The sequence below is a fragment of the Loktanella sp. 3ANDIMAR09 genome (assembly GCF_001420005.1).
Taxonomy (GTDB): domain Bacteria; phylum Pseudomonadota; class Alphaproteobacteria; order Rhodobacterales; family Rhodobacteraceae; genus Loktanella.
The window spans coordinates 255,102-276,028 of the sequence record NZ_LJAK01000004.1; the positions used below are offsets into that span (position 1 = coordinate 255,102).

At 63.2% G+C, this 20,927-nt stretch carries 22 protein-coding genes and 1 tRNA gene; 9 read left to right on the top strand and 14 right to left on the bottom strand.

Annotated features, from left to right (window positions below; all coding sequences use genetic code 11):
• Positions 1-165: 165 nt before the first annotated feature.
• Positions 166-252 (bottom strand) — tRNA-Leu (locus tag AN189_RS08525).
• A 56-nt stretch (positions 253-308) separates the two neighbouring features.
• Positions 309-806 carry a DUF2306 domain-containing protein gene (locus tag AN189_RS08530; protein ID WP_056033990.1) on the bottom strand — a complete coding sequence of 166 codons (498 nt, stop codon included), beginning with the start codon at positions 804-806 and terminating at the stop codon, positions 309-311.
• A gap of 96 nt (positions 807-902) precedes the next feature.
• Between AN189_RS08530 and AN189_RS08535 the strand changes: the two genes are divergently transcribed.
• Together AN189_RS08535 and lipB are read left to right on the top strand one after the other, a co-directional pair.
• Positions 903-1,676, top strand: coding sequence for a LytTR family DNA-binding domain-containing protein (locus AN189_RS08535; RefSeq protein WP_056033994.1), 774 nt, complete (start codon positions 903-905; stop codon positions 1,674-1,676).
• Positions 1,677-2,372 (top strand): lipoyl(octanoyl) transferase LipB, encoded by a 696-nt coding sequence (lipB, locus tag AN189_RS08540; protein WP_056033997.1) that lies wholly within the window; start codon positions 1,677-1,679, stop codon positions 2,370-2,372.
• A gap of 30 nt (positions 2,373-2,402) precedes the next feature.
• Here lipB and AN189_RS08545 read toward each other — a convergent pair whose 3' ends face one another.
• Both AN189_RS08545 and AN189_RS08550 read right to left on the bottom strand, forming a co-directional pair.
• Entirely contained in the window at positions 2,403-2,711 is a 309-nt protein-coding gene (locus tag AN189_RS08545; RefSeq protein ID WP_056034000.1) for a hypothetical protein, read from the bottom strand.
• A gap of 1 nt (position 2,712) precedes the next feature.
• Entirely contained in the window at positions 2,713-3,690 is a 978-nt protein-coding gene (locus AN189_RS08550; protein ID WP_056034003.1) for a sodium-dependent bicarbonate transport family permease, read from the bottom strand.
• A 230-nt stretch (positions 3,691-3,920) separates the two neighbouring features.
• Here AN189_RS08550 and ctaD point away from each other — a divergent pair, with 230 nt between their 5' ends.
• Positions 3,921-5,594 carry a cytochrome c oxidase subunit I gene (gene ctaD, locus AN189_RS08555; protein ID WP_056034007.1) on the top strand — a complete coding sequence of 558 codons (1,674 nt, stop codon included), beginning with the start codon at positions 3,921-3,923 and terminating at the stop codon, positions 5,592-5,594.
• A 64-nt stretch (positions 5,595-5,658) separates the two neighbouring features.
• Here ctaD and AN189_RS08560 read toward each other — a convergent pair whose 3' ends face one another.
• On the bottom strand, positions 5,659-6,105 hold the full coding sequence (locus AN189_RS08560; protein ID WP_056034010.1) for a GNAT family N-acetyltransferase: 447 nt from the start codon (positions 6,103-6,105) through the stop codon (positions 5,659-5,661).
• Positions 6,106-6,185: 80 nt separating this feature from the next.
• On the opposite strand from AN189_RS08560, the gene AN189_RS08565 reads away from it, so the two are divergent.
• On the top strand, positions 6,186-6,674 hold the full coding sequence (locus AN189_RS08565; RefSeq protein WP_056034013.1) for a DUF2244 domain-containing protein: 489 nt from the start codon (positions 6,186-6,188) through the stop codon (positions 6,672-6,674).
• 76 nt (positions 6,675-6,750) lie between these two features.
• Here AN189_RS08565 and AN189_RS08570 read toward each other — a convergent pair whose 3' ends face one another.
• A complete protein-coding gene (locus tag AN189_RS08570; RefSeq protein WP_056034016.1) occupies positions 6,751-7,215 on the bottom strand; it encodes a GatB/YqeY domain-containing protein in 465 nt (154 codons plus the stop codon).
• Positions 7,216-7,362: 147 nt separating this feature from the next.
• Between AN189_RS08570 and carA the strand changes: the two genes are divergently transcribed.
• On the top strand, positions 7,363-8,517 hold the full coding sequence (carA, locus tag AN189_RS08575; protein WP_056034019.1) for a glutamine-hydrolyzing carbamoyl-phosphate synthase small subunit: 1,155 nt from the start codon (positions 7,363-7,365) through the stop codon (positions 8,515-8,517).
• Between the two features lie 60 nt (positions 8,518-8,577).
• On the top strand, positions 8,578-10,473 hold the full coding sequence (locus AN189_RS08580; protein ID WP_083484337.1) for a glycosyltransferase family 2 protein: 1,896 nt from the start codon (positions 8,578-8,580) through the stop codon (positions 10,471-10,473).
• Here AN189_RS08580 and AN189_RS08585 read toward each other — a convergent pair.
• Positions 10,427-11,080 (bottom strand): GntR family transcriptional regulator, encoded by a 654-nt coding sequence (locus AN189_RS08585; RefSeq protein ID WP_056034021.1) that lies wholly within the window; start codon positions 11,078-11,080, stop codon positions 10,427-10,429. The genes AN189_RS08580 and AN189_RS08585 overlap by 47 nt on opposite strands.
• Positions 11,081-11,193: 113 nt before the next feature.
• On the opposite strand from AN189_RS08585, the gene AN189_RS08590 reads away from it, so the two are divergent.
• Complete coding sequence (locus AN189_RS08590) at positions 11,194-12,387, top strand: UbiH/UbiF family hydroxylase (RefSeq protein WP_056034023.1); 1,194 nt, start codon at positions 11,194-11,196, stop codon at positions 12,385-12,387.
• Here AN189_RS08590 and AN189_RS08595 read toward each other — a convergent pair.
• From AN189_RS08595 to AN189_RS08605, 3 genes are read right to left on the bottom strand one after another with little or no spacing between them, the layout of a single operon-like run.
• Positions 12,384-13,520, bottom strand: a complete 1,137-nt coding sequence (locus AN189_RS08595; protein WP_056034308.1) for an aminotransferase class V-fold PLP-dependent enzyme — start codon at positions 13,518-13,520, stop codon at positions 12,384-12,386. The genes AN189_RS08590 and AN189_RS08595 overlap by 4 nt on opposite strands.
• A gap of 49 nt (positions 13,521-13,569) precedes the next feature.
• Positions 13,570-14,022 carry an Lrp/AsnC family transcriptional regulator gene (locus AN189_RS08600; protein WP_256212503.1) on the bottom strand — a complete coding sequence of 151 codons (453 nt, stop codon included), beginning with the start codon at positions 14,020-14,022 and terminating at the stop codon, positions 13,570-13,572.
• Entirely contained in the window at positions 14,019-14,474 is a 456-nt protein-coding gene (locus AN189_RS08605; RefSeq protein WP_056034025.1) for an Lrp/AsnC family transcriptional regulator, read from the bottom strand. The genes AN189_RS08600 and AN189_RS08605 overlap by 4 nt, the downstream gene beginning before the upstream one ends.
• Before the next feature lie 132 nt (positions 14,475-14,606).
• Here AN189_RS08605 and ilvC point away from each other — a divergent pair, with 132 nt between their 5' ends.
• Positions 14,607-15,629, top strand: a complete 1,023-nt coding sequence (gene ilvC, locus AN189_RS08610; protein ID WP_056034028.1) for a ketol-acid reductoisomerase — start codon at positions 14,607-14,609, stop codon at positions 15,627-15,629.
• Between the two features lie 327 nt (positions 15,630-15,956).
• A complete protein-coding gene (locus AN189_RS08620; protein WP_056034034.1) occupies positions 15,957-16,886 on the top strand; it encodes a DMT family transporter in 930 nt (309 codons plus the stop codon).
• On the opposite strand, the gene glmM is transcribed toward AN189_RS08620, so the two are convergent.
• The 4 genes from glmM to AN189_RS08640 all read right to left on the bottom strand — a co-directional run bounded on the left by glmM (position 16,883) and on the right by AN189_RS08640 (position 20,861).
• Positions 16,883-18,229: a phosphoglucosamine mutase gene (gene glmM, locus AN189_RS08625; RefSeq protein ID WP_056034036.1), complete on the bottom strand. Its 1,347-nt coding sequence runs from the start codon at positions 18,227-18,229 to the stop codon at positions 16,883-16,885. The two genes, AN189_RS08620 and glmM, sit on opposite strands and share 4 nt — an antisense overlap.
• Positions 18,219-19,226 (bottom strand): dihydropteroate synthase, encoded by a 1,008-nt coding sequence (folP, locus tag AN189_RS08630; RefSeq protein ID WP_056034041.1) that lies wholly within the window; start codon positions 19,224-19,226, stop codon positions 18,219-18,221. Before folP ends, glmM begins: the two co-directional genes overlap by 11 nt.
• Positions 19,223-20,125 carry a dihydroneopterin aldolase gene (locus AN189_RS08635; RefSeq protein WP_056034314.1) on the bottom strand — a complete coding sequence of 301 codons (903 nt, stop codon included), beginning with the start codon at positions 20,123-20,125 and terminating at the stop codon, positions 19,223-19,225. Before AN189_RS08635 ends, folP begins: the two co-directional genes overlap by 4 nt.
• A gap of 64 nt (positions 20,126-20,189) precedes the next feature.
• The gene (locus tag AN189_RS08640) at positions 20,190-20,861 is read right to left on the bottom strand and encodes a cell wall hydrolase (RefSeq protein ID WP_056034044.1); all 672 of its coding nucleotides are present in this window, start codon (positions 20,859-20,861) and stop codon (positions 20,190-20,192) included.
• Between the last annotated feature and the right edge of the window lie 66 nt (positions 20,862-20,927).

The following is a 20,927-nucleotide window of genomic DNA, read 5'->3' on the forward strand; positions in this document are numbered from 1 at the left end:
ACTGTTGGTCACAGACTAAAGCGAGGCCGCCTGCGTTATGCAAGCCGATTCCCCGAAACGTTTTGGAAGCATGCGAAAACGGGCGATTCACCCGCAAATTGGGCGAAATACGGCAAGATTGCCCATATAATTTGCAAATAGAGTGAAATGTCCTGAAACTTGCCTTGGTGCGGTCGGGGGGACTCGAACCCCCACTCTTGTTACAGAACAGCGACCTCAACGCTGCGCGTCTACCAATTCCGCCACGACCGCAAGTCTAGGCATGGCGCTGATTAGCCAAACGGACCCACACCATCAAGGCCAAATCGTCAGGTTGTCACCGAAACGCCGCCGCGCACCTGACGCCACAGCCAGACCAGCGCCACGATGCCCAGACCGATCACCAGCCATCCGGCGCGGTCGTCACCGCTCAGCACCACATGGTTCATCGTGCGGCCCGGCAGGAAATTGGCCAGCCCCGCCGCCCCCATTGTCCCGAACCAGACATTGCGCATGATCAGGCGGTGCGCGCGGATGTCTCCGCGCCGCACATGCCGAATGGCAGACCACATACCATGCAGAGCCGCGACCGCCAACAGGTGCAGCGGACCAAAGTGGCCGACCACCGCCAGACCAAAGCTGGGAATCCAGAACGATGAAACGGACAGCCCGACGATCCCCGTCACCCAAACGTAGCCAAGTCCCCTGTGCCAGCCGCGCGGCATTCGCGTGAACATCGTGAACGGCCCGACAGCCAGTGCGACCAATGCGCAGGCGATATGGATTTGCAGAACAGGGGATGCAGTCAGGATCGGGGTCAGGGTCATGGCAAGTCCTCTTGGCTTAGGTGTTGCGATTGCCTATCCCTGACGCATGACCTGCGACCGTGCTAATCCTGATGCCCGAACGACTGGGCCGGCTGCGTGAACGGCGGCCCACTGCAACTCGCGCTGCGTGAATGGCGGGACCGGCTTTGGCACCCGACCACACTGATCTGTCTGGCAGGCACCAGCGTGATCCTCGCGATCATCGCCCCGTTCGACGGCGCCGTGCTGCTGCGGCCACTGCCCCGCCTTGCCTATTGGATGATGGTCGTCATGACGACCTATGCGGCTGGATTGTGGGTGAGTATCTACGTCGTCCATCGCTGGGCGAACCGGTTGTCACGGCATCAGCGGCTGGCCGTCATCGGCCTTGCGACGGCGATCTGCGTGACAATGCTGGTCTGGGTGCTGAACGGCATGTGGCTGGGGTTCTGGCCTGTCGGGACAGCCCTGGCGGTCTATCTTGCACAAGTCTTTGTCATTGCGCTGATCGTTGCGGTCCTGATCGAGGCTGTCGTGCAGCGCATCACGACTGCGCCCGCGCCGAGGGTCGGACCATCAATCCTGGACCGACTGCCACTGGACAAACGCGGCGCGCTTCTGGCCATGTCGGTCGAGGATCACTATGTGGGTGTCATCACCACCAAGGGACAAGAGATGATCCTGATGCGCCTGTCCGATGCGATCCGCGAAACCGCCACCACGCCCGGGTTGCAGGTACACCGGTCCCATTGGGTCGCGTCAGCCGCCGTCACGCAGGCCGACCGCAAGGGGGATGGCGCGGTCCTGACATTGACGGACGGCACGCGGATCCCGGTCAGCCGCCGCTATGTCCCCGCGATCAAGGAGGCCGGGCTGCTGCCCGCGCGCTGAATGATCGAGTGGATCACCTCACCGGGGCTGACGCCCTATCCCGACGCCCTTGCCTGGATGGAGGCGCGCGCCGATGCCATCGCCGCCGGCACCGCGAACGAGGCGATCTGGCTGGTCGAACATCCGCCCCTCTATACCGCGGGCACCAGTGCTGATCCCGCCGATCTGGTCGATCCCGACCGTTTCGAGGTCTATGAGGCCCGACGCGGCGGACAATACACCTATCATGGGCCGGGTCAGCGGGTGGCCTATGTCATGCTGGACGTGTCGCGCAGGGGCCGCGACGTGCGGTTGTTCGTGGCCGATCTGGAAGCCTGGATCATCGCCACGCTGGACAGGTTCAACGTCAAGGGCGAACGCCGCGCGGGACGTGTCGGCGTCTGGGTCCAGCGCCCCGACAAACCCCTGACCGCCACCGGTGCGATCGCAGAGGACAAGATCGCAGCCCTGGGCATCCGACTGCGCAAATGGGTGTCGTTCCATGGCCTGTCCATCAATGTCGAACCCGACCTGAGCCATTTCGACGGGATCGTGCCGTGCGGCATCAGCGACCACGGGGTCACGTCGCTGGTTGATCTGGGCCTGCCTGTCACCATGGATGACGTCGACGTGGCCCTGCGGGCAAGCTTTGACCAGGTGTTCGGCATGCCGCAGGACGCCCGCCCGGTTGATGACGCGGATGCCTGCGGCGCTTGAGTATTTTGGCAAGATGATGCGCAAGTCGCGCTAGAAACGTTCGGCCCGCAGGACCATTGCATCCGTGACGGACACCACGCCGATGTGCCGTTCGACGACGGCAAAGGCCGCCTCGAGCAAGGCATCCAGCCGGTCCGGCCGGATCAGACAGATGAACATGACCATGCCGGAACGCCCGATCTCGCCTTCGCGGGTCCAGGGGCCCGAACGGCCCGATCCACCACGCACGGGCACCACACTGTAGCCCGTCACCCCGGCAGAGCTCAGCGCCTTGGCCAGCCGCCCTTCCATCGGTTTTTCGATCACGATCTCGATGCGTTTCGCCTGATGCATGTCCATGTCAGCCCCCAGTCATCATCGTGGCCATCGCCACATACAGTGGAATGCCCAGCGTCAGGTTGAACGGAAACGTCACCCCCAACGACAAGGTCAGATAGATGGCCGGATTGGCCTCTGGCAGGGCGACCCGCATCGCGGCCGGCACGGCGATATAGGAGGCGGAGGCGGCCAGCACCATCAGCAGGACGATCCCGCCTGCCGACAGCCCGATGGCCATCCCCATGCCCAGCCCGATGATCGATCCCACCAGCGGCATCGCGATGCCAAAGGCCACGGCCCCCAGGCCAAGTACGCCGCGCGACTGGCGCAGCCCCCGCCCCGCGACCAGACCCATGTCCAGCAGGAACAGGCACAGCACGCCCTTGAATGGCGACACGATGAATGGCGCGATTTCGGCAAGGCCGGCCTCGCCGGTGACCATGCCAATGACGAAACTGCCGACCAGCAGGACGATGGACCCATTGAGCAGGATTTCACGCATCAACCCCGGCTCCATCCGGCCGGCGGTGCCGGTGCGTGCCACCAGCCAGAGTGCCGACAGGATTGCAGGCGCTTCCATCGCGGCGGCGACGGCCACCATGTAACCCTCGGAAGAGATGGCACGCCCCTCGAGCACAGAGGTCGCGGCGACAAACGTCACGATGCTGATCGATCCGTAATGCGCAGCGACCGCAGCTGCATCAAGGCCCGACAGACCCGTCAGCACCCGCAACAGCCCGAATGCGATGAAGGGCAGGCCAAAGGACAGCACGATCCCCGCTCCTACCGCCAGCAGCAAGGTGGCGTCGATCCCGTGTGCCGCAACCGAGGCGCCGCCCTTGAACCCGATGGCGAACAAAAGATAGATCGACATGCCCTTGGCCACCGCCTCGGGGATGGACAGATCCGACCGCGCCATTGCCGCAGCAAGGCCCAGCGCAAACGACAGGATGATCGGTGAAATCAGATTCGCGCCGGCGAGCGACAGGATTTCGGACATGGCTGGCCTCTTGCTGCGATCTTGTCCTGCTTTGATACCACAGCGGTCCGGACCTGCAATCCCGACCGCCCATACGGCCCTGGCCGCTGCGCCTGCGCCAATTTTACCCAGCCGCGCATGTACATCCAACATTGCCCCCAGCGCGCCGGTTCTTTAGAACGCGGCCAAAGGGCGGAGCGTTTTTGTCGACTCGTGCCGTCCGATCTGTAGCCAACGCGAGGGAGAGCCACATGGCAGATGCCGCCATCCACGGCCATGACCACGAAGACAACCGGGGGTTCTTTACCCGGTGGTTCATGTCCACCAACCACAAAGACATCGGGGTCCTGTACCTGTTTACAGCCGGTCTCGTCGGCTTCATCTCGGTGGCTTTCACCGTATTCATGCGGATCGAGCTCATGGAGCCCGGTGTCCAGCATATGTGCATGGAAGGGGCGCGCCTGTTTTCGGACGCGGCATCCGAATGTACACCCAACGGCCACCTGTGGAACGTCTTGATCACGTATCACGGCATCCTGATGATGTTCTTTGTCGTGATCCCGGCGCTGTTCGGCGGTTTCGGCAACTATTTCATGCCATTACAGATCGGTGCGCCGGACATGGCGTTCCCGCGCATGAACAACCTGTCCTACTGGATGTTCGTCGCCGGTTCCGCACTGGGCGTCGCATCCATGATCGCACCCGGCGGCAACGGCCAGCTGGGTTCGGGCGTGGGCTGGGTCATGTATCCGCCGCTGTCGACATCCGAGGGCGGTCTGTCCATGGACCTTGCGATCTTTGCCGTGCACCTGTCGGGTGTGTCCTCGATCCTGGGCGCCATCAACATTATCACGACTTTCCTGAACATGCGTGCCCCCGGCATGACAATGCACAAGGTGCCACTGTTCGCCTGGTCGATCTTTGTCACCGCATGGTTGATCCTGCTGGCGCTGCCGGTGCTGGCCGGTGCCATCACGATGCTGCTGATGGACCGCAACTTCGGCACGACGTTCTTTCAGCCGTCGGGCGGTGGTGACCCGGTTCTGTACCAGCACATCCTGTGGTTCTTCGGTCACCCCGAGGTCTATATCATCATCATCCCCGCGTTCGGCATCATCAGCCACATCATCGCGACCTTCTCGAAAAAGCCGATCTTTGGCTACCTGCCGATGGTCTATGCGATGGTGGCAATCGGTGTTCTGGGCTTTGTCGTCTGGGCACACCACATGTACACCGTGGGCATGTCGCTGACGCAACAGTCCTACTTCATGATGGCAACGATGGTCATCGCCGTGCCAACAGGGGTCAAGATCTTCTCCTGGATCGCGACGATGTGGGGCGGCTCGGTCGAGTTCAAGACACCGATGCTCTGGGCCATGGGCTTTTTGTTCCTGTTCACCGTGGGTGGTGTGACCGGTATCGTGCTCAGCCAGGCCGGCGTGGACCGCGTCTATCACGACACCTACTACGTCGTGGCGCACTTCCACTACGTGATGTCGCTGGGTGCCGTGTTCGGAATCTTTGCGGGGATCTACTTCTACTTCCCCAAGATGTCCGGCAAGATGTATCCCGAATGGGCTGGCAAGCTGCACTTCTGGGCGATGTTCATCGGTGCGAACATCACCTTCTTCCCGCAGCACTTCCTGGGCCGTCAGGGCATGCCCCGTCGCTATATCGACTACCCCGAGGCCTTTGCGACATGGAACTACGTGTCGTCCTGGGGTGCATTCCTGTCCTTCGCTTCGTTCCTGTTCTTCATCGGCGTGATCTTCTACTCGCTGATCTGGGGCCGCAAATGCACGGAAGCGAACCCGTGGAACGAATATGCCGATACGCTGGAATGGACGCTGCCGTCCCCGCCGCCCGAGCATACGTTCGAAACGCTGCCCAAGCAGAGCGAGTGGGACAAATCCCCGGCGCATTAAACGCCATCTGAAACAAGCAAAAGGCCCCGGTTTTCCGGGGCCTTTTTCGTTCATGCCGTCAGGATCACAGGGCCAGATCGTAGGTGGCGAAATCGATCTTGCGGGCGTGGCGGTCATACACGCGACGGGCCCGTGCGTTGTCATCGGCGGTAATCCAGCGCAGCACGGAATGGCCCTGCGCGCGGGCCAGATCCGCCAGATGCAGGATCAGGGCATCCGCAACACCCTGCCCGCGCGCGGTAGAATCAACGAACAGGTCATCCAGAAACAACCCCGTACTGGCGGCCAACGGTCGCGCGAACGGACGCACATGCGCAAGACCGCAAAGCTGGCCATCGGAACATACGGCCACATGACCAGCGACCTCGTGCGCGTCATCCATCAACCAGTTCCAGACCCTGTCGCGCATATCAGGCGTTTGATCGACCGCGTAAAACGCAGCATATCCGCGGTACAGGGCCTCCCAGGCCGCGCGGTCGCGCACCGCCACCCGTCTGAGTTCAATTTGCATGTCACACCTTCCTTGCAGCATGTTCCAGCGCGACCAAACCGCGCATTGGTCAGGCGCGCAAGCCGTCCTAGAACACAGCCATGCCTTACGAATGGTCCTCACCCCCGCCACATGATCAGCCCCAATGGTCGCTGTCGCTATGGCCGTACCGGTCGCTCTTGCGGCGTGATTTCGTGTTGTTCATGGGGGGCACGGCCACGCTGATCGCCCTGCCCTTGCTGGTCGTGCTGGGCTCTGCTGTCTTGTGGGGACTGCTGCCATTCTTCATTCTGGCCTTCAGCGGGTTATGGTTTGCGCTGAACACCAGTTATCGCCGCGGTGAAGTGCTCGAAGAACTGACCGTCGATGACCAGACAGCCCATCTGACACGCCACAACCCGCGCGGTCCGCGTCAGGACTGGGAGGCCAACCGTTATTGGGTCAGCGTCCATCTGCACCCCAGGGGTGGTCCGGTCGAAAACTACATCACCCTGCGGGGCGGCGACCGCGAGGTGGAGATCGGCGCATTTCTTGACGCGGCCGAACGGCTCGCCCTTTACGACGATCTCAAACGCGCGCTGCGCGTCTGACTTCTTCTGGTTGAAAATATCCGGGGTCCGGGGCAAAGCCCCGAAAAGGGGTGGGCGGGCGGGGCCCGCCACCCCATCAACCCAGCCTGGATTTGACCATCGGGCCCACGCGGCCGAAATCCATCTGCCCCATGTATTTGCCCTTGAGGACCGCCATGACGCGGCCCATGTCGCGGATGCTGTCGGCCCCGGCCTCGACAATCGCCGCGTCCACCGCAGCTTCGGTTTCGGCATCGTCCAGCTGGCGCGGCAGGAAATCCTCGATGACCCTGACTTCGGCCAGTTCCTTTTCCGCCAGTTCCAGCCGCCCGCCTTCCTCATAGGCGCGCGCACTTTCCTGTCGCTGCTTGACCATGCGACCCAGGATCGCCAGCACCTCGTCGGTGCCGACGGTGGCCCCTTCTTCGGCCCCCGTGCCACGCAGCGCGATATCGCGGTCCTTGATCGCGGCGTTGATCAGACGCAGCGTCGAGAGACGGTCAGCCTCCTTTGATTTCATCGCGTCCTTCAAGGCCGCCGTCAGCCGCTGTCGCACATCCATGAACTTGTCCTTGTGGTCCTGAAAACTTGGGCGCAATCTACGCGGCCCGCCCGACCGGCACAAGCGGCCCCGCGGCCCTTGACCCGCACCACTGCCCCCATTAGGACACGTTGAATTTGTCGCAATGCCTGCACAAGGACGCACCCCATGACCGATAGACCCACCGCCTGCCTCGCCCTCGCTGACGGGACCGTGTTTTACGGACGCGGGTTCGGTGCGACAGGCCAGACCACCGCGGAATTGTGCTTCAACACCGCGATGACCGGCTATCAGGAAATCATGACGGACCCCTCCTATGCCGGTCAGGTCGTGACATTCACCTTTCCCCATATCGGCAACACGGGCGTGAATGACGAGGACGACGAAACCACGGACCCCGTGGCTTCTGGCATGGTTGTGAAATGGGACCCGACAGAGCCGTCGAACTGGCGCACCACGGACACGCTGGGGGCCTGGCTAACAAAGCGGGGCCGCATCGGCATGGGGGGTGTGGACACACGTCGGTTGACCCGCGCAATCCGCCAGCAAGGCGCACCCCATGTCGCCCTTGCTCATGATCCCGACGGCAATTTCGATGTGGCAGCCCTCGTTGCCGCCGCACGCAATTTCGCTGGCCTTGTGGGACTCGATCTGGCCAAGGATGTCACCTGCGCACAGTCCTATACATGGGACGAGATGCGTTGGGCCTGGCCCGACGGCTACAGCCGCCAGACCGCCGCACGTCACAAGGTCGTCGCCGTCGATTACGGTGCGAAACGCAACATCCTGCGGTGCCTGGCGTCGGCTGGCTGCGATGTGACCGTGTTGCCTGCCACCGCCACCGCCGAGGATATTCTGGCCCTCAACCCCGACGGCGTATTCCTGTCCAACGGTCCCGGCGACCCGGCCGCGACGGGCGCATATGCGGTCCCCGCGATCAAGGGCGTGCTGGAACATGAGGATATTCCCGTGTTCGGCATCTGCCTTGGTCATCAGATGCTGGCGCTCGCGCTCGGGGCACAGACGATCAAGATGAACCACGGCCATCACGGTGCCAACCACCCGGTCAAGGATACCGAGACCGGAAAGGTGGAAATCACCTCGATGAACCACGGTTTCACCGTCGACAGCCAGACCCTGCCCGAGGGCGTCCACGAGACCCATATCAGCCTGTTCGACGGGTCAAACTGCGGCATCCGTCTGGCCGATCGTCCCGTGTTCAGCGTGCAATACCACCCAGAGGCCAGCCCAGGCCCGATGGACAGCTATTATCTGTTCGAACGCTTTGCGGCGGCGATGGACGACCGCAAGGCTGCAAGCTGAGATCTGTTAAGGCCCTGTTAACGACTGTTTACGAAAGTGATCCCGCGCGATGGCGGGATCATGACAACAGTGACGGACAACACGACAGAGGGATCGAGGCCGTCATCGGTCCTTGCGCCCTTGTCGGTACAGCTGCTGCACGACGGCGTGGTCTGCCGGGATCAAGTGATTGCCGCAGAATGCTATGGCCATGACACGGGTCTGCCCCTGCGTGATGTGTATTTTCAACGCTATGCCGTGTCGCAACGGTCGCTGATACACGCCGAACGCGACATCCTGAACACGCGATTGATCGACCCCGCTGTTGACCCACCTGACGACCGGTTGATCCGCGCCTTCGGGCCGACCGATTGCATCACCGCCCGCGTTCTACCTTGGCGACAGACAGGAGAGGTGACCGTGGTGCTCGCCCCTGATCTGCTGACCTATCAGCAAGCGGAACGCGATCTGGCCGCACGATTGGGACCGGTGCGGCTGGCACTTGCGACCCCGGACCAGATCACGACCGCGATCATCGCGGCGTGCAGTCACGACCTTGCGATGCGGGCCGAAACCCGGCTGGACGCCGCCGACAGTAGTCGGAACTGGCACAGTGGCCGTGCAACCCTGTGGGGCGCGTCAACGCTGTTGGGTCTGGCAGCCCTCGCCTGGCTTGCGCCCGGATGGCTCGTGACCATGCTTTGCCTGATCTCCATTGGCCTGATGCTGGTGGCGACCGCGTTGAAATCTGCGGCCGCCATTGCGGGCCTCGCCCCGGTATCCCGCCCACCGCATTCTGCGCCACAGGCGGCGCTGCCCGTCATCACGCTGCTTATTCCACTGTATGATGAACGCGACATTGCCGATCACCTGATTGCCCGTCTCGAGGCGCTGCGGTATCCGCGCGCGTTGCTGGATGTCTGCCTCGTGCTCGAGGACAACGATGACACGACACGGCAGGCCCTGGGGCGCATCAGCCTGCTGACCTGGATGCGCGCCATGACCGTGCCCCAAGGCACGCTGCGCACCAAGCCGCGGGCGCTGAACTACGCACTGCCCCATGCGCGCGGCAGCATCATCGGTGTCTATGATGCCGAGGACGCACCCGACCCCGACCAGTTACTGATCGTTGCGGACGCATTCGCGCGAGCCGATCCACGGGTGGCCTGCCTGCAAGGCGTGCTGGATTACTACAACAGCACCTCCAACTGGCTGACCCGCTGTTTCACCATCGAATACGCCAGCTGGTTTCGCGTCGTCCTGCCGGGCTATGCGCGGCTTGGCCTGGTGGTGCCACTGGGTGGGACGACGTTGTTCTTTCGGCGCGACATTCTTGAACGGCTGGGCGGCTGGGACGCCCACAACGTGACCGAGGACGCGGATCTGGGCCTGCGACTGGCACGGCACGGCTACCGGACCGCCTTTATCCCCACCGTCACCCAAGAAGAGGCCAATGGCCGCGCATGGCCTTGGGTCAAACAGCGATCACGCTGGCTCAAGGGCTATGCGATCACCTATGCGGTCCACATGCGGCGGCCGTGGCGATTGCTGCGCGATCTGGGGCCGTGGCGATTTTGCGGGGTGCAGGTGCTGTTTCTCGGCACCCTGTCGCAGTTCACGCTTGCGCCGTTCCTGTGGTCGTTCTGGCTGATCCTGCTGGGCCTGCCGCATCCGATGACCGCGGCACTGACGACGGGCCAATGGCAAACATTGGTCGCGCTTTTCGTCGGGGCGGAGGTCATCAACCTGCTGGTTGCCGCCATCGCCCTGCGCCGCGCGGACAAACTGCGCCTGCTGGGCTGGGCCCTGACCCTGCAATTCTATTTCCCGCTGGGATCGCTTGCCGTCTACAAGGGGTTGCTGGAACTGGCGTGGAAACCGTTCTGGTGGGACAAGACGGCGCACGGCATCCTGCTGCCGCAAGACCAGCTCAAGACCCTGCCTCGACCCGTGCCGCGTCCAGCTTCAGACGGGTGACATAGGCGCGGCTCAGGTGGTCGCGCAACGCTGCATTGGCTGCATCGCCATCGCCCGCCGTGATGGCCGCAACAATGCTTTCGTGTTCGTCCAGCGTATCGGGCCCGCGCCCTTCGGCTGCGATAGAGGTCGTGGCCAACAGCGCCATCGACCGGTAAACTAGGTCCAACTGCTGCACCAGGAACCGGTTGTGCGACGCCAGGTGGATCTGTTTGTGAAACCGGCGATTGGCCCGCGCCAGCGCCTCGGGATTGTTGACCAGCGCACGGTCGGCGGCCAGCATTTCCTGCAGGACCTGCACCTCTTCGGGGGTGGCATGACTGGCCGCAAGCCGCGCCGCCAACCCTTCCAACTCGGCCCGCACGGTATAAAGCTCTGAAATCTGGTTATGATCCAGCGAAGCCACGATCAGGGACCGACCGTCGCGGGTCAGCAGGCTTTGGGTTTCCAGCCGTTGCAATGCCTCGCGCACGGGGGTCCGGCTGACACCGAAACGGTCGGCCAACTCGCTTTCGACCAATCGGTCGCCGGGACGGTAAATGTGGCTGTCGATGGCCTCGAGGATCAGTTCGTAGGCGTCTTTGTTCGGCGTGGCGCGGTCTGGCATCGTGTCTCCTTTGGCGCAGACATTAGCCTGCGCCGCACGCCCCGCCAAGCCAGCAAGGATGTCGCAGCAATCCGGGCTTTTCGCGCAGGCCCCGCCGTCCTATGTCATGACCCATGAACGACACACAGACAGACATTCTGATATCGGGCGGCGGCGTTGCGGGCCTGACCGCGGCTGCGGCCTTTGGCACCGCCGGTTTTACCGTCACGCTGGTCGATCCCGCCCCGCCCGTGACCGACGCAGGCGCGGACGGCGCAGACCTGCGCACAACCGCATTCCTGCAACCGGCCCGCGATCTGCTGGACCGTGCCGGGCTTTGGGCCCGGCTTGCCCCGCATGCGACACCGCTTGCGATCATGCGGATCGTGGATGCGGCAGGCGACACCGCTGTCAGCCGGGATTTCGCTGCATCCGACATTTCCGACGAACCCTTTGGCTGGAACCTGCCCAACTGGCTGTTGCGCAGGGAAATGGTCGCGCGACTGGCCGACATGGAAAATGTGACGTTCCTGTCCGGCACGGGATTTGCGTCGATGGTCGCACGGCTGGACCGCGCGCTGGTGCGTCTGACGGATGGCCGCCAGATCGCAGCGCGCCTTGTCGTCGGCGCGGATGGACGCAATTCCGCTGTCCGCGAGGCTGCGGGCATCCCCGTCAAGACAACCCGCTACGGTCAAAAGGCCATCACCTTTGCCGTCACACACCCCGCACCGCACAACAACATCTCGACCGAGGTGCACCGCAGTGGCGGGCCCTTTACGCTGGTGCCCCTGCCCGATCACGACGGCATGCCCTGTTCGTCGATCGTCTGGATGGCCGATGGTCCGCAGATCAAGGCGCTGGCCGCCATGGACGACGCCCGTTTTGCAGCGGCCGTCAACGACCGCTCTGCAGGCGTCAACGGCACCCTCACGCCCGTCGGGCCGCGCAGCGTATGGCCGATCATCACCCAGACGGCGCAATCCCTGACGGCACGCCGCACGGCCCTGATCGCAGAGGCCGCACACGTTATGCCGCCGATCGGCGCACAGGGTCTTAACACATCTCTCAAGGATCTCGCCGCCCTGCTCACCCTCGCCGAAAAACATCGCGACAGCCTCGGTGCGGATGACATGCTGACGGCCTACGATAAAACTCGCCAGACGGACCTCCACATCCGGACCACGGGAATCGACGCATTGAACCGCGCCTCGCAGTTCGCCAACCCGCTCTTGCAGGATTTGCGCGGGTTGGGCCTGCGCGCCCTGCACGACGTGGCCCCGGTGCGCAGGCGCCTGATGCGCCTTGGCTCCGGGATCAGCGACTAGCCCAGCACCCGGTCCAGCACCGGCGTCAGCCGCGCCAGCGTCGCATCCACGTCATAGAGCTTGTCCAGACCGAACAGCCCCAACCGAAAGGTCATGAAATCGTCCGGCTCACCCACTTGCAGCGGCACGCCTGCCGCGATCTGCATGTCCTGGGCGGCAAATGCCGCACCGGATTTGACCGCAGGATCATCCGTGTAGCTGACGACAACGCCGGGGGCTTGAAATCCGGGTACCGCAACCGAAGGGACACCCAAGCCCGCCAGATGCGCGCGCACACGATTGCCAAGGTCCCATTGCGCCGCCTTGACAGCCTCCAGACCGAAATCCCGCGTCTCGATCATGGCCGCATGGAAATCCACCAGACCATCTGTCGGCATCGTCGCGTGATAGGCGTGACCGCCATTCTCATAGGCCTTCATGATGTCGCGCCACTTGCGCAGATCATTGGCAAAACTGTTCGACGTGGTGCTGTCCAGCCGGTCCAGCGCGCGCTGCGACATCATCACGAGTCCGGCACAAGGCGTGGACGACCAGCCCTTTTGCGGGGCCGAAATCACCACATCCACGCCCGTCGTCGCCATGTCGACCCAGATACATCCACTGGCGATGCAATCCAGCACAAAGATTGCCCCCACATCATGGGCGGCCTCGGCCACCGCCATCAGATAGTCGTCAGGCAGGATCATCCCCGCGCTGGTTTCCACGTGCGGGGCAAAGACCACATCGGGTTTCGCGTCCCGGATCGCCTGTGTGACCTCGGCGATGGGCACGGGCGCGAATGGCGCGCGACTGTCGTTGCCCGTCTGGCTTGCCATCTTAACCGTGGTTTCAGCAGCAAAACCACCGGCGTCGAAAATCTGGCTCCAGCGGTAGGAAAACCAGCCGTTGCGCAGGATAAAGCAATGCGCGTCACGACCGAACTGCCGCGCGACCGCCTCCATGCCGTAGGACCCGCCACCGGGTACGATCGCCACACCCTCCGCGGCGTAGGTATCGCACAGCATGGATGACAGGTCGCGCATGACGCCCTGAAACCGCTTGCTCATCGAATTGAGGGACCGGTCGGTGAACACGACCGAAAATTCCATCATGCCGTCCGGATCGACCGGGGTGCGTGTCATATTGCCGTCCATGGGATCCTCCTGTGCCATTTGCGGTAGCATAGCGCAGCTTGCGCAGGCTTCATAGCGGTCCCGGACGGCGTTCCTCGCTCAGCAGGACATTCGCCTCGACATCCCCCACACCCGGCAGCGTCATGATCCGCCGCCGCAGCACCCGTTCGAAATCCGCCAGATCACGCGCCACGACCCGCAACCGATAATCATACAGGCCCAGCACATGGGTCACGGTCTGCACCTCGGGAATGGCAGTGATCGCGCGTTCGAAATCCTCAAGGCTGACACGGCCCTTGGTCGCCAGCTTGATCCCCAGGAACACCGTCACGCCGAAACCCAGCGCCTGTGCGTCCAGATCCAGATGCCGCCCCGTCAGCACGCCCGCCGCTCGCAGACGCTTGATCCGGCGCCATGTCGCAGGCTGGCTCAGGCCCAACGCCCGCCCCAGGGCCGCAGCGGGCAGCGTCGCGTCGTCCACCATCAGCCGCAACAGCGCGCGGTCCAGATCATCGAGCGTCACAGCGGCAGGCCCGTCTCGGACTTGACGGAAGCAACATCCATCAGAGCCTCGATATCGGCGATATGCGGCAGCGCCAGAATCCGGTCGCGGTAAACCGCCTGGTAATGCGCCAGATCCCGCGCCACCAGGCTCAGCCGCACGTCAACCCGCCCCAGAAAGGTCTGGATTTCCAGAACCTCGGCGACGTCGCGTGCCGCGACCACAAACGCGTCAAAGGCCCCCGGCACCGTCTTGTCGAGGGTCACGCGCAGCGAGACGCGCAAGGGGTACCCCAGGGCGGCCCAGTCAATCACGGCCGATTGTCCGCGGATCATCCCGTCACGCTGCATGCGGTCCAGACGCCGCGCGACCTGTGCCGCCGACAGACCCGTCAGTTCCGCCAACTCGCCGGCTGTCAGCGCCGGATCGGCCTGCATCCGGCGCAGGATCGCCCTGTCCTGGCTATCAAGCATGATTTTACCCCAAATTCCGCTTATGGCGCATGATTAGCATCATCTTGCCAAAAATACTCAAAAAATTACCCTCGCATCTCGCGCAAACCTCCCTATTGTGCCCGCCATCACATACCCAAGGGGAGAATTACCATGCGCGTTTACTATGACCGCGATTGCGACGTGAACCTGATCAAGGACAAAAAGGTCGCCATTCTGGGCTACGGCTCTCAGGGCCACGCCCATGCGCTGAACCTGCGCGACAGCGGTGCGAAAAACCTGGTTGTCGCCCTGCGCGAAGGCTCGCCTTCTGCTGCCAAGGCCGAAGGCGAAGGCCTCAAGGTCATGGGCATTTCCGAGGCCGCAGCATGGTGCGATGTCATCATGTTCACCATGCCCGACGAACTGCAGGCCGAGACCTATAACAAATACGTCAAGGACCACATCAAGGCGGGGTCCGCGATCGCATTCGCCCACGGCCTGAACGTCCACTTTGGCCTGATCGAGCCCAAGGAAGGCGTCGACGTCATCATGATGGCCCCCAAGGGCCCCGGCCACACCGTGCGTGGCGAATTCACCAAAGGCGGCGGCGTGCCCTGCCTCGTGGCCGTGCACACCGACGCAACCGGCAAGGCGATGGAAATCGGCCTGTCCTATTGCTCTGGCATCGGTGGCGGTCGCTCCGGCATCATCGAGACCAACTTCCGTCAGGAATGCGAAACCGACCTGTTCGGTGAACAGGCCGTTCTGTGCGGCGGCATCGTCGAGCTGATCCGCTGCGGTTTCGAGACGCTGGTCGAGGCCGGCTACGAGCCCGAAATGGCCTATTTCGAGTGTCTGCACGAAACCAAGCTGATCGTCGATCTGATCTACGAAGGCGGCATCGCGAACATGGATTACTCGATCTCGAACACCGCGGAATACGGCCAATACGTCAGCGGCCCGCGCATCCTGCCCTACGCCGAAACCAAGGCGCGCATGAAGGCCGTTCTGGAAGACATCCAGTCCGGCAAATTCGTCCGCGACTTCATGCTGGAAAACGCCGTGGCACAGCCCACGATCAAGGCGTCGCGTCGTGCCAACGACGAGCACCAGATCGAAATCGTCGGCAAGAAGCTCCGCGACATGATGCCGTGGATTTCCGCAGGCAAGATGGTCGACAAGGCCAAGAACTGATCCCGTCAGTTCAGCATCAAACACGAAAGGTGAGCCATTTGGCTCACCTTTTTTTGTGCGTGGTCGGTGGTGCGCTGCCCTGCCTCAACCGTGGTGGGCCTGCGTGCCATGTCGCGGCCTCCGCGCGAACAGATCCGGTCCCGGTCCGTCCTTGGCCAGCGATGATTTCGCACCCGGTACATGTGTCATCTGCCGACGCGTCAGCAAGATGCTGAGCAAGGCACCCGCAGGCAGTGCGCATAGAAAACCGAAGGTCGCCAAAAAGTAGATGAGTGTCATATCCAGAATTTCCCGTGTAGGAGGTTTGCAAACAGAACAGGTAATCAAATGCACAGCCCGATCCATAGTTCCGCGCCACCGGCCCCGACCCTGACCAACTGGGCCAGCATCGGATTTCTGGGGCTGATCTGGGGCGGCACTTTCATGGTGGTTTCGGTCGCGTTGCAGGGCTACGGGCCACTGACAGTGGCCGCTGCGCGGGTGGCATTGGGTGCGGTCGCACTCTTTGCGCTGCAATGGATCCTGCGCAGGCCCTGGCCTGCGTTCAATCGCCGCATGAACAAATACCTGGTCCTGATCGGCATTCTGAATACCGCGCTGCCCTTCACGCTGCTCAGCTGGGGTCAGCAATATGTCCCATCGGCCTTTGCCGGCATTTCAATGGCGGCCTTGCCGCTGTTCGTCCTGCCGCTGGCGCATGTGTTTTCGGACGAACCTCTGTCGCTGCGTCGCCTGATCGGCGTGGTCACGGGCTTTTTCGGCGCGCTGGTGCTGATCGGTCCCGGCGTGCTGCGCATCGGTGACGGGCTGGAACCCTTGGGCCAACTCGCCTGTATCGCTGCGGCCCTATCCTATGCGACGGCCAGCATCATGACACGCCGCGCACCACCGATCGATTCGATCACCTTTTCCGCGCTGACGCTGGGGGTGGGCACAGTCGTGCTGCTGCCCGCCATGCTGTTGATTGAGGGCGTGCCGCGCTACGGCAGCAACCTGACCGTCGCCGCGATCCTGTTTCTGGGGCTCGTGCCGACGGCGCTTGCCGCACTTTTGCGCGTCATCGTGATCCGCAGCGCGGGGTCGGTGTTCATGACGCTGGTCAACTACCAGGTGCCGCTGTGGTCGGTCCTGTTCGGCGCCCTGATCCTGAACGAAGTCCTGCCGCTCCGCTTTTTTGCGGCTCTCGCGCTGATCCTGTGCGGTCTGGCCATCAGCCAGTGGGGCAGCCTGCAAAAACTGCTGCGCCACAAGGGTTAGGACGCGCTTGCGACCTCGGCCACGATGCCGTCCACCACGGCGACCAACAGGTCGGGGTCTTCGGATTCGGCCATGACCCGCACCAGCGGTTCCGTGCCCGATTTGCGGATCAGCAAACGACCATTGCCCGCCAGCTTTGCCTCGGCGTCGGCAATGGCAGCCTTGACCGCATCCGTATCCAGCGGGGCGGTTCCTGCGCCATAGCGGACGTTTTTCAGCAGTTGCGGCACGGTGTCGAAACTGTGGGTCAAACCACTGGCCGGCTGGCCCGTCTCGATCATGGCGGCCAGAAATTGCAGGCCCGCCAGCAGGCCGTCGCCCGTGGTGGCATAATCGGTCATCACGATATGGCCGGATTGTTCGCCGCCCAGGTTATGGCCGCCCTTGCGCATGGCCTCGACCACGTAGCGATCGCCAACGCCCGTGCGTTCCAGCCGCAGGCCTTTTGCATCCAGAAACCGTTCCAGTCCCAGATTGCTCATGACCGTGGCGACCAATGTGTTGTTGGCCAACCGGTCCGCAGCCGCCCAACGCGCCGCGAACAGCGCCATGATCTGATCGCCGTCCGCGACGTTTCCATTTTCATCCAGGATCATGACCCGGTCGGCGTCGCCGTCCAGACAGATCCCCACATCCGCGCCAAAGCTGACAATCGTCTCGGCCGCGCGTTTGGGGTTGGTCGAGCCGCACCCGTCGTTGATGTTGTAACCGTTGGGCGCGGTGCCGACCTCGATCACGGTGGCACCCAGTTCCCACAGCACCTCTGGGGCGACGCGGTGTGCGGCCCCATTGGCACAGTCGATCACGACCTTCATGCCGTTCAGGCGCAGACCCGAGGGAAAGGTGGATTTCAACCGTTCGGCATAACGGAACCTGCCGTCGTCGATCCGCTTGGCCCGACCGATGTTCACCGCTTGCGCAGGTTCGATATCGCTCATCACAAGGGCGGTGATCTCGGCCTCGGCCGCATCCGACAGCTTGAACCCGTCGGGGCCAAAGAACTTGATCCCGTTGTCATGGTGCGGATTGTGCGACGCGCTGATCATGATCCCCAGATCCGCCCGCATCGAGGTGGTCAGCAACCCGACCGCCGGTGTCGGCACAGGCCCCAGCAGCAGCACATTCATGCCGGTGCTGGTCAGCCCGGCGGTCAGCGCGCTTTCGAACATATAGCCTGACAGACGTGTATCCTTGCCGATCACGACGCGGTGGCCGTTGGACCCGTCATTGCGGAAGTACCGCCCCGCGGCGGCCCCGATCTTGAGCGCCATATCCGCTGTCATCGGCCATTTGTTCGCGGTGCCGCGCACACCATCGGTGCCGAAAATGGATTTATCGCTCATGGGAAACTCCGTTCAAGGCGAGGGCCATGTCGATTGCCTCGCGCGTCTGTCGTGCATCATGCACCCGCAACACCTGAACGCCAAGAGCCACGCCATGCAGCGCGACCGCCAGTGACCCCGGCAGGCGCTGATCCGCCTGATCGACACCGGTGATGGTGCCGATGAACCGCTTGCGCGATGCGCCCAGCAGGATCGGCAGGCCCAGATCATGAAACACTGCCAAATCCCGCAGCAGCGTCAGATTATGGTCCAGTGTCTTGCCAAACCCGATGCCCGGATCGGTGATGATCATGTGGCGCGCGATACCCGCGTCCACGGCCCGCGCGATGCTGTCCGCCAGATGGTCGAACACCTCGGCGGTGACATCTGCGTAAGAGGGTCCGTTCTGCATGGTTTCGGGGTCGCCCTTGGAATGCATCAGGAACACGGGACATTGTGCCTGCGCCACCACATGCGCCATGTCGGGATCGAACCGCAGCGCGGTCACGTCGTTGACCATATCCGCCCCCGCGTCCAGCGCCGCAGCAGCAACCGCCGCCTTGCGCGTGTCGATCGAGATCGGTGTCGTGATGCCCGCTGCGCGGATCGCCCGGATCACGGGAACGGTGCGGGCAATTTCGTCCTCTGGTGTGACATAGGCGGCACCGGGCCGCGTGCTTTCGCCACCGATGTCCAGAATGTCGGCATCACGTGCCATGTCAGCGGCCCGCGCCACGGCAGCGGCCACATCGTCCAGGGTCCCACCGTCCGAAAAACTGTCAGGCGTCACGTTCAGGATGCCCATGACCCGAGGGCGATCCAGTGTCAGACCGCAGATCGTGGCACGCGGGGCAGACAGCCGGTGCAACTGCGCAGGGTCAAGTGCGGTCAGCGGATGCGACACGTCCTGCGCATCCGATACCCGCCGGAACCGCAACGTGGCACTGCCCGCAAGCGGCACCGCATCATCGGGATGCCGGGCGGGCGGCAGCGGCAGTGGTCGCAGCAGGCCATTCACGATGAAACGGTCCTGACCGGCACGCTGGCCTGTGGCGCATCCGCGCCCACAACGACCAGTTCTCCTGCGTTCATCTGCCCGGCAAACCAGCCCGCCAATGCAACAGCGTCCGCAGGCTCTGCCGACGGGCCATCGGGGCTGTCCAACACGATTTTGGACGGTGCCCAGATACAGATCTGGCCATTCCGCATCGCCCAGTCCAGTTCGGTCCGACTGCCCACCACCTTGCACCGGGGATCACAGGCCGCCAGCGCCCAGCAATTCTGTTCGATGGCCAGCAGGTCGATGCGACGCTGCGCCAGCGGATGACCTGCGCGCGGTGCGGGCGTGTCCGGTGCCCCGACGCAGACGATGACGGGGGTGCCATCTGCACCGGCCTCATCGATTTTCGCAGCGATCGCGGGTCCCGCGATCACGCTGTTGGACAAGAACAGGATGCGCGGATGCGGCACATTGCTGTGGGACTGCGCCTCGGTCCTGTCGCCGCCCGTCGCACGGACGATCTCGACCCCCAGCGAATAGGGGCCACGGTCCAGCTTCTCGATCCGGACAAAGACCCGTTCGGCCTGCGGTTCGATCAGGATGCGGTCCGCAACACGCGCCGCCAGCGTTTCCAGCAGATTGATGCGTTCCGCGCCCAGTTCCGCCTGAATGGCCTCGGTCACGCGATCATAGGACAAGATGCGGTCGACATCGTCGTCAATCGGTCCGGTCAGAGGCAAAACCTCGACCACCACGTTGAAGCGCACCCGTTGCAGATGCCCGCGTTCCTGCTGGAACGCCCCGATTTCGACCTCCACGATATAGTCGCGCAGTGAAATCCGGTCATAGGGAATGTCGGTGCTGGCAGCGGCCCGTTCCGATGGATGGGCGAAGGCCAGTGTGATGTCATTTGTCATGCGCGCCCCCCGCGGTTGCCCCTGCGGCATAACCGCCAGCGCCCGCGATGCCAAGCATGGCCGATCAGTTCGATGCGCTGCGGGTCGGCTGACGATAGAAATGGTGCGCGCCAAATGTGGCCACACGCGGAAAACGCTGCGCCCAGGACGGGTTCACGGCCTTGGTATGATAGTGCGTGGCACCCTGCGTCAGACGGCGCGGCAGCCCGTCGATCAGCAGTTTAGCGACCTTGCCTACGCGGTTGTAGGCGGCGGCATTGCTGATGGCGTCCGATTTTCCGTCACAGGTCCAGGTGAACTGGCAGGCGTATTTGCGCCCCGTGCCCTGATGGACGACGCCGCAGACAGTGTTGGGATATGCGCCGGAATCGACCCGGTTCATGATGACCTCGGCCACGGCGAACACGCCCTGAATGCTCTCGCCGCGTGCTTCGTGATAGAGGGCATCGGCCAGACAGCTCCATTCCGACCCACCCGAGGGGGCGGACATGGTCGAGATATACGCCTCGGTCACCACGGCATCGCCGTCCGGGATCGGCGTGGCGTTGCGTCGGGCGCTTTCAGGCAGGGCGGTGAGGGCAGAGAGGCGCGTATCGGGAACAATCGACAGAGCCTGGCGTTCCTGCCCCAGAAGCGCACCCAAGCGGGCGGCCATCACGTCATCGGCCAAGGCGGCAGATGTCAGGGTCAGTGCCGCCACGGCAGCGGTCAATGTCGTCCGAATGATACGCGTCATGTCATACCTCGCAAGGAAACGCGGTCAGCCCCACGCCAGCGGCGACCACCTAGCCGACACTTCCCC